The organism is Catellatospora vulcania, from assembly GCF_009720385.1.
Classification (GTDB): Bacteria; Actinomycetota; Actinomycetes; order Mycobacteriales; family Micromonosporaceae; genus Catellatospora; species Catellatospora vulcania.
The window spans coordinates 183,834-199,647 of record NZ_ML769307.1; the positions used below are offsets into that span (position 1 = coordinate 183,834).

The window sequence follows — 15,814 nt, forward strand, 5'->3', positions numbered from 1 at the left end:
AGCCCCCAAGCAGCCGAGGCGACATGTGCTGCAAGCTGAGTTCGCAGCCGTCAATGGGTAAGCTGAACCCGTACCCTGTCCACGGCTCTGTCCGTCAAAGTGGTCTTGCCGGGCTCGCTGCTAGGCTGAGCGATCACGGCGGGCTCCCCGTCCTGGGTCACCAGCTGGGCAACATATGCCTGCACGTCGTCGGCGGTGACGTCCAACTCGCGTGCCAGTTCATCGATCGTCTGCATCGGGGCCTCCCATTGTCGATGATCCTTCTATGCCCTGATCTGCGGAGGCCAAATCCAGCCGGGCTGGGAAGCAGTCCACGGTCCCTGCCTGCACGCTGCTCAACTGCCGCGGTCGGCGGCCACGAACCGCCGGCGCGACGGGCGTGCTGACGCGGGAGGATCCGGGGTCATCGGCTGCGGGAGCCTGTCCATCGGCTGCCAGAAATCCCTTGCCGCTGGCTGGTGGGAATGAATTACCAGGTCACGGGTAGCTCCTTGCCATGATTACGCAGAAAATCGTCTACAAGCCGATCGGGATGGCCGGCGGCGTGCTAGCCGGCGCGGTCGCCGGCGCGGCGTTCAAGCAGATATGGCGACTCGCCTCGGGGGGCGCGTCAAGCGCCGCACGCTACCGATCCGGCCAAGGGATGGCCCGAGATCCTCATGGCGGCGGCGATTCAGGGAGCAGTCTTCGGCCTGGTCAAGGCAACCGTCGATCGTGGGGGCGCGCACGCGGTCAAGTCGTTGACGGGTCGCTGGCCGGACTGAACGCCCATCGATAACGACCTACCCGGCCTGGTCGTGAGAGGGCTTGACGTCGGCCGGGTCGGATTAGCGCAGGAAAAGCCGGGTACCGGAGTCCTACGCCCGACCCGGAAGGACCTGGCTGATGCCTACGAAGAACGACGTCGTTTCGACCACCGTCGACCTGGCAACGAGCAGCACTACGACGGCAGGGCAGTTGTTCACCGACCGTGCCGAAGAGGCCGGGCATGCCCTTGCCCACGCCGGCCGAGTGGCAACGGACAAGGCGGCGGACGTCGCCCAGGACGCCGGCGCTCAGGCCGGCGCAGCCAAGGACACGGCGCTGGAGGCAGCTGCTGCGATCAAGGATCGTGCCGCCGCCACCTTCAACGCCGTGGCCGAGCAGATGCCGCAGACGCCGCAGCAGTGGCGTGCCGCCGGTCAGCAGCTCACCGACCGTGTGCGCAGCAACCCCCGGCCTTGGCTGATCGGCACTGGTGCGGTACTGCTCGTATGGTGGCTGGGACGGCGCTCCGCCCGATCAAAGTAAAGCCTGCGTAGTGGTTGCCCGGCGATTCGCCGAGCAACCACTACGTACCGGCCAATCGTCGACCGCCGCGACACCCAGTCAGAACGGCAAGACATCAGGCTCGTCTGACGCGCCCCGGACGACATCCGGTGAACCTGGTGCCCAGCTCGTGGCCGGGGCGGTCGCGGCAGTCGAACAGAGGACGGCGCAGCGTCATCAGATGGAGCGTCGGGTGGATACAGCACGGTGCGTCCCCGGAGAACAGGCAGTTGACAAGGATGATGAACACCGAAGGCTCTGCATTCAGCATCGAGCGGCAGCTCGACGCGACGCGGCTCAGCGTGGTGGTCCACGGCGATCTCGATCTTGCAACGGCTGACCTGCTGCGAGCTGAACTGTGCGATGCGGTCAAGCAGTCGCCCGAGGTCGCCGTCGATTTCAGCCGCGTGACGTTCCTCGACTCGACTGGCATCCGCGCACTGGTCGAGGGATTTGCAGCCGCGAAGGAACTCGGCCACGTGATCTACGTGGAGGGGGCTACGGGCTGGGTCGATCGTGTCATGGAGGTGACCGGGATGCGGACCCTGCTCGCCAGGCCGGCCTGACTGATATGTCGCGGTCGGCGAGGCCGCCCGCTAGTCACGCAGTAAGCTCGCGCCTGCTACCACCTGGTTGATAAGGTTCGGCGACGACTTGCCCCTACCGAGTCGCTACGGCTTGGAGGCAACCGTTGTCACAGCGCTCCCCATTGCTGATCTTGCTGGTGGAAGATGACGCCGGCGACGCCCTGCTGGTCGCCGACGCACTCGAAACCGCCGGCATGACCCAGGCGGTCCTCCACGTTGGGGACGGCGACCAGGCGCTCACGTTTCTGCAGGACCCCGCCTCGCCTCGCCCCGACCTGGTGCTGCTCGATCTGAACATGCCCCGCGTCAGCGGGCACGAGGTCCTGTCCGTGGTGAAGAACGATCTGCACCTGGCGACCATCCCCGTCGTCGTGTTCAGCACCTCCCGCAACCCCGACGACGTGCAGGCCAGCTACGGTTCGCACGCCAACGCCTACGTGATCAAACCGCAGGACATCGACGGGTACGACCAGGTCGTCGGGGCGATCTATCGCTTCTTCGACGAGATCGCCGTACGCAGCCCGGCACTGGCCGCCTGAGCACCGACCCTGATCCGTACCACCGATTGCGCTGCGGGCTGCCCGCCGCCGGGCCGGTCACGGCGCGGGGCTCCAGCAAGCAGGCGCGGAAGGTCCGGGGCTGAATCGCTCGTGGCGGTGTCCATACTTCCCGCCATCCCGGGTGAAAGAGCACGTCTGCTGCGGGGAGCTGCTGGAAACGATCCAGTCCGTGCTTGATCAATGCGGTATTTCAGCAGGTGGGGTGAGGAAGGCGGTCGTGGCACTGACTCCCCAGGAGCGCCGGCGGCTGCGCGAGATCGAACAGCAGCTGACGCGCGACGATCCAGAGTTCGTGGCGTCGATGGGCGACCACGACCACCCGCGTGCCTCGGGACCGAGCCCTCGGTCTTCGTTCTGGTGGGTGCTGGCCGCGGTGGCGATCTCGGTGGCCGTGGCCTTGCCGGCGGGAATCTCCTACGCGGCGATCCTGATGCTGTTCATGATCGCCGCGAGCGCGTTTATGAAGGTGGGCTCGCGGGGCCGGTGGTGATGGAGGGACCGCTCGATCGGCGACCCAACCGCCGGGCGGTCTCACGGGGCGCGGGAGCCCCGGTGACGCTCCTGCTCGACGACAGCGTCCAGGTCGGCCAGCCGGTCGAGCTGGCGCAGCGGCTGCGTGAGCCGGATGTTGCCGTGCAGCCGCTGCCGGTTGCGGTGCAGAAAGGCCCAGTAGCCCGCGGTGTAGGGGCAGGCGTCGTCGCCCAGGCGGTGGCGCGGATCGTACGGGCAGCCGCCGCAGTAGTCGCTCATCCGGTTGAGGTAGGCGCCACCGGCCGCGTAGGGCTTGGTGGTGATGACACCCGCGTCGGCGTACTGGCTCATACCGACGACGTTGGCGGTCATCACCCACTCGTAACCGTCGACGAAGTTGCGGTGGAACCAGTCTGCGAGCTGCGCAGGCTGCCAGCCGCGCTGCAGGGCGTAGTTGCCCAGCACCATCAGCCGCGGGATGTGGTGGACCCAGCCGCGGTCACGTACCCCGGCGAGTACGTCGGACAGGCAGCGGGCTTGGACGGCGTCGGCGTCGAGGTCGGCGAACCAGCGGGGCAGGGCCCGGCGGGCGGCGAGCTTGTTGCTGGCGGGGTAGTGCTCGCCGAGGTGCCAGTACAGGTGCCAGATGTAGTCGCGCCAGCCGATGATCTGCCGGATGAACCCTTCGGCGCTGGCCAGCGGGGCCCGGCCGGCCCGGTAGGCGGCCTCGGCCCGGTGGACGGCGTCGATCGGGTCGAGCAGGCCGAGGTTGAGCGGTGCCGACAGCATGCTGTGGGCCAGCCATGGGTCGCCGGCGAGCATGGCGTCCTCGTACGGGCCGAACACGGGCAGTCGGTGGGTGACGAAATGCCGCAGCCGAGCGGCGGCCTCAGCGTGGGTGACGGGGAACAGCCGTGGCCCGTCGCGTCCGGTGAAGGTGATGCCTTCGTCCTGCCACCGGTCGAGGTCGGCGCGGACCTGGGCGTCGATGTCGTCCTCGACGGGTATCGGCGGCTCGGCGACGTCGAGGCGGCCGGCGGCCGGTGGCGGCTCGCGGTTGTCGGTGTCGAGGTTCCATCGGCCGCCCGCGGGTTCGTCGCCGTCCATGAGCACGTCGTGCAGTACGCGGCAGTGGCGGTAGAAGTCCTCCAGGCGGAGCCTTCGCCTGCCGTCGGCCCAGGCGGTGAACTGGGTCGGGGTGGTGACGAAGCCGCGAGGGTCGTGCACGGTGACGTCCGTGGTGCTCAGCAGCCGCCGGGCGGCACGCGACGTGGGGTGGCAGGCGTCGAGTGGCTCGCGCACCTGGGTCAGCGCTTCGCGGTAGGTCTCGGTGCGCAGATGCAGCGCCTGGTCACCCAGTTCGGCGGCGCGGTGGCGAAGCGCGGACAGGACCAGGTGCGCTTTCTGGCGGTGGAAGGCACGGCGGCGGAACACCGCCTTGGACTCCACGAGCAGCACCGGCTGGTCGGTGGAGTCGAGAAAATGCGGTCCCAGTTGATCGGCGAAAAGCCAGCGGCGCACATCGCCATTGTCGGGCAGGTCGAGGCCGTGATCAGGGATTCACACGATCATTTTCTGGGTGGCGTGCAATGTCCGCCACCGGCGGTTTGGGCAGCTGTTGCATGTCTTGCGCGCCTGCCCGCGCACCGGCCGGCGGATGTCACCCCCGGCCGGTGCCTTCGTCGGACCGTGACCGACGAGCGCGAGCGCTCAGCCGGCAGGCGGGAACGGGTCGTCCTGGTAGGTCGACTCGTCCTCGATCCGCCCCTCACCGTCGTGGATCACCAACTGGCTCGGCCGGTGGTCACGAGCGGTCTGGCGCGCGGTGTGGACGAGGTCCTCCTTGCGGTCGTGGGAGGCGACCACCTGGTCGCCCTCGTGCAACTCCCACTTCTGCCCGGCGGGTATCACCCGATACGTGGTGCGCTGCATGACAGCCTCCTTCTCTCGGTTACCGCTACGCCCTACGGATCACCGCTGGCCGCGTCCGCAAACCAGTAACACGAATCGGATGTCATAAGTCCTGGTCATGGCGCTGAAACGGAATCTGCCGGAGGCTGCGGCCCAGCTGGTTCGTTTTCGAGGGGTGGCGATGGGCATCGGGGTTGTGACTGACACTGCGAAGGAGTTCCCATGGATCTCGAAAGCGTGCTGACCGACACCGCTCGGTCGATCGCGCTGTTCCTGCCCAAAGCACTGGCCTTCATCGCCATCCTGGTGGTTGCCTGGCTGGCGGCCGGGGCGCTGAGGACGCTCACTGACAAGATCCTTGAACGGGTCGGGTTCGACCGGCTCGCCGAGCGCGGCGGCGTCGCCGCCTGGCTGGCCCGCGGCCGCTACGACGCCTCGGACCTGGTCGCACGGCTGGTCTACTACGCGGTGCTGCTGTTCGGTCTGCAGCTGGCGTTCGGGATCTGGGGACCCAACCCGGTCTCCGACCTGATCAACGCGGTTGTGGCATGGCTGCCGCAGGCGTTCGTCGCGATCCTGATCATCGTCGTCGCCACCGCCATCGCGTCCTGGGTGAAGGACATCGTCACCGCCGCACTGGGCGGACTGTCGTACGGCCGTACGCTGGGCCGTGTCGCCTCGGTGTTCATCATCGGCCTGGGCGTCATCGCGGCGCTCAACCAGATCGGCGTGGCCACGACCGTCACCACCCCGATCCTGATCGCCGCGCTGGCGACCGTCGCCGGCATCCTCATCGTCGGTGTCGGCGGCGGCCTGATCCGGCCCATGCAGTCCCGCTGGGACTCGTGGCTCGACCGTGCGGGCAGCGAGTACGTCCGCGTCGCCGACCACGCCCGCGCCTACGCAGCCGGACAGGCCGACGCCACGCAGATCGTCGGCGAACGCACCTCCACGGTGTATCAGTCGGCCGAGGCGCCCGCGGCGCAGCAGGCTGCGATCGTCGCCCCGACCCCGCCTGCGGGCCAGCGTGACGACCGCGACGTGCCGGCCGAGGACGACATGACGCAGGTCCTGCCCGGTCCGCGACCGGCGGCCGGGCGCGACGCCTGACCCTGTGGCGGGTGCGGCAATGGGTGCCGCACCCGCCATGTCCGAGCGTTGATGACACGACATGTGGAGGTGGACAGCATGCACCTGCGATGCCGCAGCAGTATCGCGTTGACGTCCGACGTGTACGACTTCCTCGCCGCCCTGCCGGACGGGCAGTACCAACTGCCCCGGCACGTGGGCTGCGACCTGCAGGACGAACACGACCGCGACCACACCGGCTTCCTGCAGAGCGTAGGCGAGGCGGAGGAGACGGCGTGGTGGCTGGCATGGGACGACGTCGCCGGAACCCACGCGCTCGTCCAGGTGCCGTACTGCTGCGACGACTGTGTGTCCGTCGACGCCTGCCTGCTGCCTGAGGGCCACCCGGGCCGCCACAGCTCGGAGTTGACCACCGTGCTCACGCTGCCTGCGGATCGCGTCCTGGTCGGTTAGAGGCCGCGCCCCGGTCCCACGAGCAACGTGCGCTTCGGTCACCCGATGGGCTTACCGGCCTCGGGAAAGCTGTCCGACTGCTCGCCATCGGCGAGCGGTTGTCAGGGCAGCCCGACTGGCAGCACCGGCTCGGGTACGGCGTCGAGGCGGCGGCCGGTCACGCTGGGTAGTTCTGCGAGGTGTCGATATCGCGGGGCCGAGCCGGCGAGTTCATCCCAGCACCTCCATCGCCACCTGCTCCGCACGCTCGGGCCACCGCCTCGCCGCCGACCCGCACGGCGGTGCGGTCCAGCAGCCGGGTGGCCCGGCGAGCACGCGTCGCCGGGACAGGCCGCGTTCCTTCAGGTTTCTCACCGGCGTCGCAGGCACCGCCACCGGCTGCAACCTGACGACCCAGTGCACTTTCGCCCTCATCCAGACCCGGCTCGCGGACGGCGGAGTTCCGGCGACCATCTACACGGCGGCAGTCGGCAAGGGACGCCACTCCATGTGGCCCGGCCACGCACACTTGTGCCATCGTCTCGCCGGCAAGAGCGCCGCGCCGTAAGACCGCGGCCGGGCTAGGGGCCGGTGGTCGCCCGCAGCACGACCTCGTCGATCGTCGACACCGGCGGGCGCGCACGCGAAGAGTCGTTGTTCGGTGCGGCGTCGCAGATCTGGCGTGCCATGGCCGACACCGACAGGACCCGGACGACGGCGTGCCCGTCGCCGTCCAAGCCGCAGCCCAGGTGGACGAGCCGTCCGTCGGCCAGCGCCACCAGTGAGTCGTGGATCTGTTCGCGGCTCATTCCGAGCGCGGCGGCATAGGCAGCCACGTCGACCTGGCCGACCTCGCATTGCGCGTCTGCGACCAGGTGCACCAGTACCTTGCGGTGCTGGGTCTCCCACTTCGTCTGCATGAGGATAACAACGCATTTGTGGTGTTTTAGATGCTGAAGGGGTGGTTCATTCTCCTGCTTGGCTCTACTACTGGTCAATAACGCCCAGTTCCGGCGTAGACGCTGCTCAGCGCGGGTACTGACCTCGGATGGCATTGACGAGATCGCTGAACGAGTCCACTGTCGTGATCACCGGTGCGTCCAGCGGGATCGGAGCCGCGACCGCACTGACCCTGGCAGGCCGGGGAACCCGGCTCGTGCTGGCCGCGCGAAGCGAGCGCGGGCTGGCCGAGATAGCCGAGCAGTGCCGTCGGCTGGGCGCGACGGTGCTGGAGGCGCCGACCGACACCGCCGATCAGGAGGCCGTCGAGCGGCTGGCTGCCGCCGCCGAGGAGAAGTTCGGCCGCATCGACGCGTGGGTGAACAATGCCGGCGTCGCCGTCTACGGCAGGTTGCTCGACCTGCCGATGGAGCAGGTGCGCCGCACCGTCGAGGTGGACGTATTCGGCTACCTGTACGGCGTGCGGGCGGCGGTGCCGCGCCTGCGTGCTGCCGGGGGAGGGGTGCTGATCATGGTCGGGTCGGTGCTGTCGGAGACGTCGATTCCGTACCTGGGCGCGTACAGCATGGCCAAGCACGCGGTGCAGGGCATGGCCGATGCGCTGCGCCAGGAACTTCAAGCCGACGGGGTGGACGAGGTGTCGGTCTGCACCGTTCTGCCGGCGTCGGTGGACACGCCGCTGTTCGCCTGGGCGGCAAACTACATGGGGCGTGAGGTGATCCCGCCGCGGCCCATGAGCTCGCCGCAGCGGGTGGCCGACCGGATCGTGCGGCTGCTGGAGCATCCGCGGCGGCAGAGCCTGGTCGGAACCGCCGGGGCGAGTGTGGTGTGGTCGTGGCGGCTGGCGCCCGCGCTGGCCGAGCGGCTGATGGTCTGGTATGGCCAGACCGCCCAGTTCGGCCGGGTGGTGCAGTCGTCGGAGGGCAATCTGTTCACGCCGGTGGAGCAGCCCCGCCGGGTCGACGGCGGGCGGCGCCTGCCCGTGGTCGCGCTGGCGGGTATTCCGGTGGCGGTGCTGGCACAGGTCGGCCGACGCCTGCTCCGCGCGTGGCCGTCGACCGGGCACGGTCCGGACCGCACGGCGCCCCGGAGCACGAGCCGTGCGGTGGGCGAGCGGGTGCCCTCGACCAGGTGAACGCCATGCCGGAGGTGGTGCTGTCCTAGTTCTTTCATCCTTGCCCGGCGCCGATTCGGGCCCGCCCGAGATGAGGCTGACCATGTCAAGAACCGAACTCACCGTCAACGCGCCGCTGGAAAAGGTGTTCGACGTGCTCTCCGACGGCTGGAGCTACGCCAACTGGGTCGTGGGCACCGCCCACATCCGCGACGTCGATCGCGAGTGGCCTGCGGCCGGCAGCAAGCTCCACCACACGGTCGGCATCTGGCCACTGACCCGTGACCACGAAACCGAGGTCCTGGACTGCCAACCGCCGGTGCGGCTGGCCATGAAACCGAAGCTGTGGCCCTTCGGTGAGCTCACGGCCGTGTTCACCCTCGCCGAGCAGTCGTCGTCGGCGACCCGGGTGGTGCTGGTCGAGGAGTTCAGCGACGGGCCCGCCCTCGCCCTCCGCAACAAGATCAATGACGTGCTGATGCACGCGCGCAACCGCGAGGCGCTGCGGCGCCTGGCCGACCTGGCCGAGCACCGCCCGTGAGCACCCCGGTCGCCGACGCCGTGGTTATCGGCGCCGGGCCCAACGGGCTGGTCGCCGCCAACCTGCTCGCCGACGCGGGCTGGGACGTCGTGCTCCTGGAGGCCGCGACCACGCCGGGCGGCGCGGTACGCAGTGCCGACATCGCCGCACCGGGCTTTCGCGCCGACCTGTGCAGCGCGTTCTACCCGTTCGCAGCCGCCTCACCCGTGATCTCCGGGCTGCAGCTGACCGACTACGGCCTGCGCTGGCTGCGCGCCGACGCGGTGCTCGCGCACGCGCTGCCCGACGGACGGGCCGCACTAATGTGGGGCGACCCCGAGCGCACCGCCGAGTCGGTCGCCTCGTTCCACTCCCGCGACGGCAGACGTTGGCTGGCCGCATACCGAAGCTGGCTTGCCGCCGAGAAGGACCTCGTAGCGGCCATGTTCACTCCGTTCCCGCCGGTGCGGGCCGCCACCCGGCTGCTGGGCCGCAGCGGTGTCGGGGGCAGCCTGCGGGCCGCCAGACAGGCCGGGTTGTCGATCCGGGACCTGGCCGAGGAGTCCTTCGCCGGCGAGGGCGCGCGGCTGCTGCTGTACGGCTGCGCCCTGCACGCCGATGTCGGCCCGGAAAGCGCGGGCTCCGGCGCGTACGGCTGGCTGCTGGCAATGCTCGGCCAGCACCACGGCTTCCCCGCCGCCGAAGGCGGAGCACAGTCGCTGACCGACGCCATGGTGCGGCGGCTGACCGCCCGCGGAGGAGTGCTGTGCTGCCAGGCCAACGCCGACCGGATCATCGTCGGCGGAGGGCGCGCGCTCGGCGTCGTCTGCGCCGACGGGCGTGCCTGGCGCGCCCGACGCGCCGTGCTCGCCGACGTCGACGCCCCCTACCTCTACCGTCACCTGGTCGGCCCGGGTCACCTGCCCGGCCAGCTGCTGACCGACCTGCGCCGCTTCCGCTACGACCGGCCCACCGTGAAGGTGGACTGGGCGCTACGCGAGCCGGTGCCCTGGACCAACCCCGACGTACGGCTCGCCGGAACGGTGCACCTGGGCGGCGACACCGCCCAGCTGTCGCGGACCGCGGCGGCCGTAGCGGGCGGCGACGACCCGCCCGTGCCTTTCGTGCTGATGGGGCAGATGAGCCGCGCCGACCCCACGAGATCACCGGCCGGGACGGAGACCGCGTGGGCATACACCCACCTGCCCTACCGCTACGCCAGCCGCGGGAGCGACGACGCCGGAATCCGGGCGTACGTGGACCGCATCGAAGAGATGATCGACAAATTGGCGCCCGGGTTCGGGGAACTGGTGGTCGGCCGCCGCGTGCAAGGCCCGCAAGACCTGGTCAACGAGAACGCCAACATGAGCGGCGGCGCGCTGGGCGGCGGCACGGCGGCGATCACCCAGCAACTGGTGCTGCGGCCGACCCCGGGACTCGGCCGCGCCGACACCGTGATCGACCGGCTCTTCCTGGCCAGCGCCTCAGCTCACCCCGGCCCGGGTGTGCACGGGGGACCTGGCGCCAACGCCGCTCGCGCCGCGCTGCATCGCGACCGGGCCGTCACCGGCGCAATGTACCGGGCGGCAGTCGCGGCCGCGTACCGGCTGATCTATTGAGAACCAGGTCGGTGGTCAACCGACGTTCAAGCTGATCACCAGCCGCCACACGGTCCTGCCTGGACAGCTGTAGAGATCGAACCGGTCGCAGACCTCGTCCGCGATCCGCAGGCCCCACCCGCCCGCCGAGCCCGGTTCCGCCGGACAGTCGCTGCTGTCGAAGGTTCCGCTGTCGGTGAGCTCGCTGATCACCGTGTCCAGGTCCGCCCACACCCGCACGGTGCCGCCTGAACAGGTATGGCGCAACGTGTTCGTGGCGACCTCGCTGATCGCCACGCTCAGCCCTGCCAGACGATCGGCGGGCAGGCCCACGGCTCGCGCGCACTCACACACGAACTCGCGCACCGCCGCCAGGTCGGTCGGACTGTCGAAGGACAGAACCGGCACGCCACGAGGACACGGTTCGAAGGGTGCGGTCAGCTGACGCACGGCCCGCCTCCCTCCCGCGCCCAGAGGGAGCCTGAGTCGGCAGTAGATGTCAGTCGTACCCCTGTGGGGGTCGGTGAAACCTGCACGCCTGCTGCCCGTGCCGGATGTGGACGCGCAGCACATGTCGACGCCCTGCCTGGGCCGCCGTGTCTGCACGTTTGCCGAGGCAGGAACAGGGAACAGACAAATATGACAAAATGCTGCTCGCAGGGTGGCGGCAGCTCGACCGGTGAGCAGAAGGGCGGCGCCCTCATGAAGGCAGTGGTGTGGCACGGCAAGCGCGACGTACGCGTGGACACGGTCGCTGATCCCGTGATCCAGGAACCCACCGACGCGGTCATCAAGGTGACCTCTACCGGCATCTGCGGCTCCGACCTGCATCTATACGAGGTCCTGGCGCCGTTCATGACCGCCGGTGACATCATCGGTCACGAGCCGATGGGCATCGTGGAAGAAGTCGGCTCCGCGGTGACCCGGCTCAAGCCCGGCGACCGGGTGGTGGTTCCGTTCCAGATCGCCTGCGGCTCCTGCTTCATGTGCGACCAGAACCTGCAGACCCAGTGCGAGACGACCCAGGTGCGCTCCGAAGGGATGGGCGCTGCCCTGTTCGGCTACACACGCCTGTACGGGCAGGTCCCCGGCGGGCAGGCAGAGTACCTGCGGGTGCCGCAGGCCCAGTACGGCCCGATCACTGTGCCGGCCGGGCCGCCCGACGACCGGTTCGTGTACCTGTCCGACGTGCTGCCCACCTCGTGGCAGGCCGTCGAGTACGCGGCGGTGCCACCGGGCGGCACGCTGCTGGTACTGGGCCTCGGCCCGATCGGCGACATGTCGTGCCGGATCGCGCTGCACCACGGCGCAGGCAGGGTTATCGGCGTCGACCCGGTCGCCGAGCGGCGCGACCGGGCCATGGCCCGCGGTGTGGAGGTCCTCGACCTGGATGACCAGGACGCACTGGTCGCCCGGATCCGGGACATGACCGGCGGCCGCGGACCCGACTCGGTCATCGACGCGGTCGGCATGGAGGCGCACGGCTCGCCGATCGCCAAGGCGATGCAGCAGATGACCGGCGTCCTGCCGGACGCCTGGGCCGCCAAGCTCATGGAGACCGCCGGCATCGACCGCCTCGCCGCGCTGAACCTCGCCATCGAGGCCGTCCGCCGCGGCGGCACCATCTCGATCATCGGCGTGTACGGCGGCATGACCGACCCGCTGCCCATGATGACCCTGTTCGACAAGCAGATCCAGATCCGGATGGGTCAGGCCAACGTACGCCGCTGGGTCGACGACATCCTGCCCCTGCTCACCGACGCCGACCCGCTCGGCGTGGCCGGCTTCGCCAGCCACCGGCTGCCACTGGCCGACGCGCCCGCGGCATACCAGCAGTTCCAGGAGAAGAAGGACGGCTTCATCAAGGTACTGCTGCAACCGTGACACCACTGCGGGACTTCACGCACGACACGCTCCGGGCAGTACGAGATCCCCGTAGCAGTGCAGCGCCATGGATCATGGCAGGAGCACTCACCATGAGCGCGGTAGCCTTCCTGGTCCGCCAACCGTGAGCCTGACGGGCCGGCTTCCGGACGACGTCGGGTTTAGACGACCGCGCTGCGGGAAGAAGGGGCGCGACGGTGACTGCGTAGGAGGAACACCATGACCGCTGTAGCGGAGAGTGTAGACACGGCTTCGATCGGCCGGCTGCTTCAGCAGCGTCACGACGAGGCCGCCGAGCAGGTGCGACGCCTGCAGGACCAGACCGAATCGATGCGTGGTTCCCACGACGCCGGCGCGGGTGACGCCGCAGACGTCGGCACGCTCGCGCTGGAAGCGGCCGAGCAGGCGATGGTGACCATGGCGCTGCAGGAGCAGATGACCCGCCTGCAGGCCGCGCTGAAGCGGCTCGACGACGGCACCCTCGGCGTGTGCCAGCGCTGCAGTACGCAGATCCCGGTGACCCGGCTGCAGGTGATGCCGTGGGCCACGCACTGCGTGCCCTGCCAGAGCATCGTGGACCGCTACCGCTGAACAGCTGCGAAACCGGGGGCGGACGTGTCGTCCGCCCCCGGTTTCGTGTCTACCGCGCGAGATAGGCCGGCAGACTGAACGATGCCAACGCGCGGCGGTAGGCACGCGCGTAACCGAGAGCCATGGCCGTGGCGCTGAAGTTGCGCACCACGTGGGAGCGACAGTCACGCGGGTCGAGTTGGGTCACGTCCTTCAGCGCCTGCGGCAGCTCGCCGGGATCGTCGCAGATCAGCCCGGTGACGCCGTGCCGCAGCACCTCCGGCACCGCCCCGGCGCGCAGCGCCACGACAGGGGTGCCGCAGACCATCGACTCGATCATCACCATCCCGAACGGCTCCTCCCACTGCACCGGGAACAGCAGGCAGCGCGCGTTGCTGAACAGTCGGCGCTTCAGCGTCGCGTCGGCCGGCCCGATCATCTTGTCGTGCGGTCCGAGCAGCGGCTCGACCTGTTCGGCGAAGTAGCGCCGCTCCGGCGGCTCGTTGCACTTGCCGGCCAGGATCAGCGGCAGGCCGGCCTCGCGTGCGGCGAGCACCGCCGTGTGCGCTCCCTTGTCCGGGCTGAACCTGCCCAGGAACAGCGCGTAGTCGCCCTTGGTCGGCTGGAAGGGCCAGTCGGCCGGGTCCAGGCCGTTGTGCACGGTGTCGATCCAGTTCAGTTCCGGAGCCAGTGCGCGCTGCCTGCCGCTGATCGCGATGAGCGGCAGGTCGGCGCCCATGGCGCGGTAGTACTCCCGCAGCTCGCTGTCTGCCGGCCCGTGGACCGTGGCCACGGTGGGCAGGTCCAGCCGCGCGTAGGCAGGGGCGTTGAGGGGGCCGGCGAAGGTGTGGTCGTGGACGATGTCGACCTGGCCTTCGGCGGCGAGCTGCTCGACCACGCGTCGTGCCTGCACGGCATAGATGATCTCGGGCCCCGGTTCGCCCAGCCGCTCCGGGACGGACCTGTCCCACACGGCGCGGAAGCCGGCTCGGGTGCCGTTGCGTCCAGCCGCGACGAGGGTCACCTGATGCCCGGCGCTGACCAGGGCGTTGCTGAGGTCGGCCAGGACGGCTTCGATGCCGCCGTAGCCTGCCGGGGGAATGTCGAAATATGGCGGCGCGACCATCGCGATCTTGAGCTGTCTGGGGTCGCCCGTGGATTCCTCGGGAATGCCCGGTGAGGCGATGGCCGGCCCGGTGCCGCGTATGGCGGTGGTTGTCATGGCGCCCGTATACCCCGTTCGGCTGAACGTTCACTTGCACGCCGCCCGGAGCGTGCGGCGCCGACGTGGGTTCGTGCGCGGCCTGGCGGGGTAGTGGCGTGCAGATACGGGCACCGGCCCGGGTGGAGGAGCGTCAGTGAAACCGAGGACTGGACATACCCGCAACGCGATCTCGAATGCGGCGCGGCAGGTCGTGGACTGGGCCGGTTCGGCGTGGGCGGCCGCGGCGGCGGTCGTGCTGGCGCTGCTGTGGGTGGCCGGCGGCCTGTTCGGCGGCTTCACCGAGCACTGGATCTACGTGCTGCACGCGGTGACCAGCGTGTTCACCTTCATCATGGTGTTCTTCGTGCAGCACACCACGGGTCGGGAGTCGCGGGCGATCCTGCTCAAGCTCGACGAGCTGGTGCGGGCCACCAGCGGCGCGCGTGACGAGCTCATCGCCGCCGAGCAGCGGCCGCTGCACGAGCAGGAACAGATCGAGAGCCAGGTGTCACGGCGGTGACGCGTGCCGGGGGGCGACGGCCCGCCCGGCACGCCTGTCGCAGTGGACGCCGACGCGCAACGGTCGGGCGGCTAGGGGATCGGCTCGAAACACCAGGCCACTCCCTTGTCGCCGGCCTTGCCGTACCAGAACTGGACCTCGGTGGTGGGGTGGGCGGTGCAGGGATCCTGGGCCTGGGCGCCAGCTTGGGTCAGATGGGTGAACTGAGCGATGATCTGGTATTTGGCGTCCGTCGCGTCGCAGCCGACGACCTTGACAGAGTCGCCGTCGTCGCCGGTCATGGTCACGCACGTGCCGACCTCCGCGGTGCTGAGATCACCGGTCGCGCGCAACCAGAGCTGGATGCCCACGACAAGGACGACGACGACGCCGGTCCAGACGGCCACCCGCTTGAGCAGACGCTTCACTCTGCTCGGTCCCGTCGTGGCGTCCGGCAAAGACGTGATCTCCAGCGCCGGGTGGTGGGCACGCATCGCGGTCAGGATCTCGGCGAGCGGATGCTTCCGGCCGAGCGGGGCGATGTTGAGCGGGCTGAACCCCAGGGCCATGTTGGCGCGGGCGGCCAAGGCCGTCGATCGGTTCATGCGGGTGGCGACGGCGACCGATCCGCTGGTGCCGGCGACATAGTCGTCCGGGTCGTGCAGCACCACCTCGATCAGTTCCTTGCGCGTCCCGTGGCTTTCGACGGTGCGGATGCCGACACTGCGAACGTCCGCCCATCGGACCGGCGGCGCGCCGGCCACCTGCAGACCGTCATGGCTGATGATCAGCTCGGGCTCACCCCGAAGCAGACGCTGTACCGTCACCGCGGCGCAAAAGCCGAAGAACAGCACCGACAGCGCACCACCGATGACCTGCTCGACCGTGCCGTGCTCGTAGACCATCACCGCGCCGACGGCGACGAACGCCAGCGAACCCAGCAGGATACTCAGCCAGCGGGTCTTCGCGAACGGGATGACGGTCGGCACGATGGTGCTCCTTGTTTCTGCTGCTCGGCGCGTCGGCGGCAGAAACTAGCAGCGGCCCGGCGACCTGTGCAACCGGCCGTGAGCACCGATCAGGCACAGGCAGGCTGCTCCATCGGGA

Annotated in this window: 20 protein-coding genes; 13 read left to right on the forward strand and 7 right to left on the reverse strand. The window is 69.5% G+C overall.

Features of this window, described 5'->3' with window-relative positions; genetic code table 11:
* Positions 1–50: 50 nt before the first annotated feature.
* On the reverse strand, positions 51–236 hold the full coding sequence (locus F6W97_RS15485) for a hypothetical protein (RefSeq protein WP_155371030.1): 186 nt from the start codon (positions 234–236) through the stop codon (positions 51–53).
* Between the two features lie 423 nt (positions 237–659).
* On the opposite strand from F6W97_RS15485, the gene F6W97_RS41530 reads away from it, so the two are divergent.
* From F6W97_RS41530 to F6W97_RS15510, 5 genes are all read left to right on the forward strand, one after another.
* Entirely contained in the window at positions 660–764 is a 105-nt protein-coding gene (locus F6W97_RS41530) for a DUF4235 domain-containing protein (protein ID WP_407924579.1), read from the forward strand.
* 121 nt (positions 765–885) lie between these two features.
* Positions 886–1,290: a hypothetical protein gene (locus F6W97_RS15495; RefSeq protein WP_155371031.1), complete on the forward strand. Its 405-nt coding sequence runs from the start codon at positions 886–888 to the stop codon at positions 1,288–1,290.
* A gap of 257 nt (positions 1,291–1,547) precedes the next feature.
* Positions 1,548–1,874: an STAS domain-containing protein gene (locus F6W97_RS15500; protein ID WP_230686700.1), complete on the forward strand. Its 327-nt coding sequence runs from the start codon at positions 1,548–1,550 to the stop codon at positions 1,872–1,874.
* A gap of 158 nt (positions 1,875–2,032) precedes the next feature.
* Entirely contained in the window at positions 2,033–2,434 is a 402-nt protein-coding gene (locus F6W97_RS15505) for a response regulator (RefSeq protein WP_230686701.1), read from the forward strand.
* A 142-nt stretch (positions 2,435–2,576) separates the two neighbouring features.
* Positions 2,577–2,945, forward strand: coding sequence for a DUF3040 domain-containing protein (locus F6W97_RS15510; RefSeq protein WP_196279164.1), 369 nt, complete (start codon positions 2,577–2,579; stop codon positions 2,943–2,945).
* A 41-nt stretch (positions 2,946–2,986) separates the two neighbouring features.
* Here the strand turns inward: F6W97_RS15510 and F6W97_RS15515 are convergent, their stop codons facing one another.
* Positions 2,987–4,447: a cryptochrome/photolyase family protein gene (locus F6W97_RS15515; protein ID WP_230686702.1), complete on the reverse strand. Its 1,461-nt coding sequence runs from the start codon at positions 4,445–4,447 to the stop codon at positions 2,987–2,989.
* A gap of 189 nt (positions 4,448–4,636) precedes the next feature.
* On the reverse strand, positions 4,637–4,858 hold the full coding sequence (locus tag F6W97_RS15520) for a DUF2188 domain-containing protein (RefSeq protein ID WP_155371035.1): 222 nt from the start codon (positions 4,856–4,858) through the stop codon (positions 4,637–4,639).
* A gap of 201 nt (positions 4,859–5,059) precedes the next feature.
* Here F6W97_RS15520 and F6W97_RS15525 point away from each other — a divergent pair, with 201 nt between their 5' ends.
* Together F6W97_RS15525 and F6W97_RS15530 are read left to right on the forward strand one after the other, a co-directional pair.
* Positions 5,060–5,947, forward strand: coding sequence for a mechanosensitive ion channel family protein (locus F6W97_RS15525; RefSeq protein ID WP_155371036.1), 888 nt, complete (start codon positions 5,060–5,062; stop codon positions 5,945–5,947).
* Between the two features lie 78 nt (positions 5,948–6,025).
* On the forward strand, positions 6,026–6,379 hold the full coding sequence (locus F6W97_RS15530) for a hypothetical protein (protein ID WP_155371037.1): 354 nt from the start codon (positions 6,026–6,028) through the stop codon (positions 6,377–6,379).
* 560 nt (positions 6,380–6,939) lie between these two features.
* Here the strand turns inward: F6W97_RS15530 and F6W97_RS15535 are convergent.
* Positions 6,940–7,278 carry a hypothetical protein gene (locus F6W97_RS15535; protein ID WP_155371038.1) on the reverse strand — a complete coding sequence of 113 codons (339 nt, stop codon included), beginning with the start codon at positions 7,276–7,278 and terminating at the stop codon, positions 6,940–6,942.
* A gap of 128 nt (positions 7,279–7,406) precedes the next feature.
* On the opposite strand from F6W97_RS15535, the gene F6W97_RS15540 reads away from it, so the two are divergent.
* From F6W97_RS15540 to F6W97_RS15550, 3 genes are all read left to right on the forward strand, one after another.
* Complete coding sequence (locus F6W97_RS15540; RefSeq protein WP_155371039.1) at positions 7,407–8,453, forward strand: SDR family oxidoreductase; 1,047 nt, start codon at positions 7,407–7,409, stop codon at positions 8,451–8,453.
* 82 nt (positions 8,454–8,535) lie between these two features.
* Positions 8,536–8,973, forward strand: a complete 438-nt coding sequence (locus tag F6W97_RS15545) for an SRPBCC family protein (RefSeq protein WP_155371040.1) — start codon at positions 8,536–8,538, stop codon at positions 8,971–8,973.
* Complete coding sequence (locus F6W97_RS15550; RefSeq protein WP_155371041.1) at positions 8,970–10,571, forward strand: phytoene desaturase family protein; 1,602 nt, start codon at positions 8,970–8,972, stop codon at positions 10,569–10,571. Before F6W97_RS15545 ends, F6W97_RS15550 begins: the two co-directional genes overlap by 4 nt.
* Before the next feature lie 15 nt (positions 10,572–10,586).
* Here F6W97_RS15550 and F6W97_RS15555 read toward each other — a convergent pair whose 3' ends face one another.
* Positions 10,587–11,000 (reverse strand): ATP-binding protein, encoded by a 414-nt coding sequence (locus F6W97_RS15555; RefSeq protein WP_196279165.1) that lies wholly within the window; start codon positions 10,998–11,000, stop codon positions 10,587–10,589.
* A gap of 252 nt (positions 11,001–11,252) precedes the next feature.
* Between F6W97_RS15555 and F6W97_RS15560 the strand changes: the two genes are divergently transcribed.
* Positions 11,253–12,434, forward strand: coding sequence for a zinc-dependent alcohol dehydrogenase (locus F6W97_RS15560; protein ID WP_155371043.1), 1,182 nt, complete (start codon positions 11,253–11,255; stop codon positions 12,432–12,434).
* A 219-nt stretch (positions 12,435–12,653) separates the two neighbouring features.
* The gene (locus tag F6W97_RS15565) at positions 12,654–13,025 is read left to right on the forward strand and encodes a TraR/DksA family transcriptional regulator (RefSeq protein WP_155371044.1); all 372 of its coding nucleotides are present in this window, start codon (positions 12,654–12,656) and stop codon (positions 13,023–13,025) included.
* Between the two features lie 49 nt (positions 13,026–13,074).
* Here F6W97_RS15565 and F6W97_RS15570 read toward each other — a convergent pair whose 3' ends face one another.
* Positions 13,075–14,226 (reverse strand): glycosyltransferase family 4 protein, encoded by a 1,152-nt coding sequence (locus tag F6W97_RS15570; RefSeq protein ID WP_230686703.1) that lies wholly within the window; start codon positions 14,224–14,226, stop codon positions 13,075–13,077.
* A gap of 136 nt (positions 14,227–14,362) precedes the next feature.
* On the opposite strand from F6W97_RS15570, the gene F6W97_RS15575 reads away from it, so the two are divergent.
* Positions 14,363–14,728, forward strand: coding sequence for a low affinity iron permease family protein (locus tag F6W97_RS15575; protein ID WP_155371045.1), 366 nt, complete (start codon positions 14,363–14,365; stop codon positions 14,726–14,728).
* A 71-nt stretch (positions 14,729–14,799) separates the two neighbouring features.
* Here F6W97_RS15575 and F6W97_RS15580 read toward each other — a convergent pair whose 3' ends face one another.
* On the reverse strand, positions 14,800–15,696 hold the full coding sequence (locus F6W97_RS15580) for an STM3941 family protein (protein ID WP_155371046.1): 897 nt from the start codon (positions 15,694–15,696) through the stop codon (positions 14,800–14,802).
* Positions 15,697–15,814: the final 118 nt, after the last annotated feature.

Coding starts and splice junctions, on each gene's coding strand:
- F6W97_RS15485 (WP_155371030.1), bottom strand. CDS start 236: ATGCAGACGATCGATGAACTGGCACGCGAGTTGGACGTCACCGCCGAC.
- F6W97_RS41530 (WP_407924579.1), top strand. CDS start 660: ATGGCGGCGGCGATTCAGGGAGCAGTCTTCGGCCTGGTCAAGGCAACC.
- F6W97_RS15495 (WP_155371031.1), top strand. CDS start 886: ATGCCTACGAAGAACGACGTCGTTTCGACCACCGTCGACCTGGCAACG.
- F6W97_RS15500 (WP_230686700.1), top strand. CDS start 1,548: ATGATGAACACCGAAGGCTCTGCATTCAGCATCGAGCGGCAGCTCGAC.
- F6W97_RS15520 (WP_155371035.1), bottom strand. CDS start 4,858: ATGCAGCGCACCACGTATCGGGTGATACCCGCCGGGCAGAAGTGGGAG.
- F6W97_RS15525 (WP_155371036.1), top strand. CDS start 5,060: ATGGATCTCGAAAGCGTGCTGACCGACACCGCTCGGTCGATCGCGCTG.
- F6W97_RS15530 (WP_155371037.1), top strand. CDS start 6,026: ATGCACCTGCGATGCCGCAGCAGTATCGCGTTGACGTCCGACGTGTAC.
- F6W97_RS15535 (WP_155371038.1), bottom strand. CDS start 7,278: ATGCAGACGAAGTGGGAGACCCAGCACCGCAAGGTACTGGTGCACCTG.
- F6W97_RS15540 (WP_155371039.1), top strand. CDS start 7,407: ATGGCATTGACGAGATCGCTGAACGAGTCCACTGTCGTGATCACCGGT.
- F6W97_RS15545 (WP_155371040.1), top strand. CDS start 8,536: ATGTCAAGAACCGAACTCACCGTCAACGCGCCGCTGGAAAAGGTGTTC.
- F6W97_RS15560 (WP_155371043.1), top strand. CDS start 11,253: ATGAAGGCAGTGGTGTGGCACGGCAAGCGCGACGTACGCGTGGACACG.
- F6W97_RS15565 (WP_155371044.1), top strand. CDS start 12,654: ATGACCGCTGTAGCGGAGAGTGTAGACACGGCTTCGATCGGCCGGCTG.
- F6W97_RS15570 (WP_230686703.1), bottom strand. CDS start 14,226: ATGACAACCACCGCCATACGCGGCACCGGGCCGGCCATCGCCTCACCG.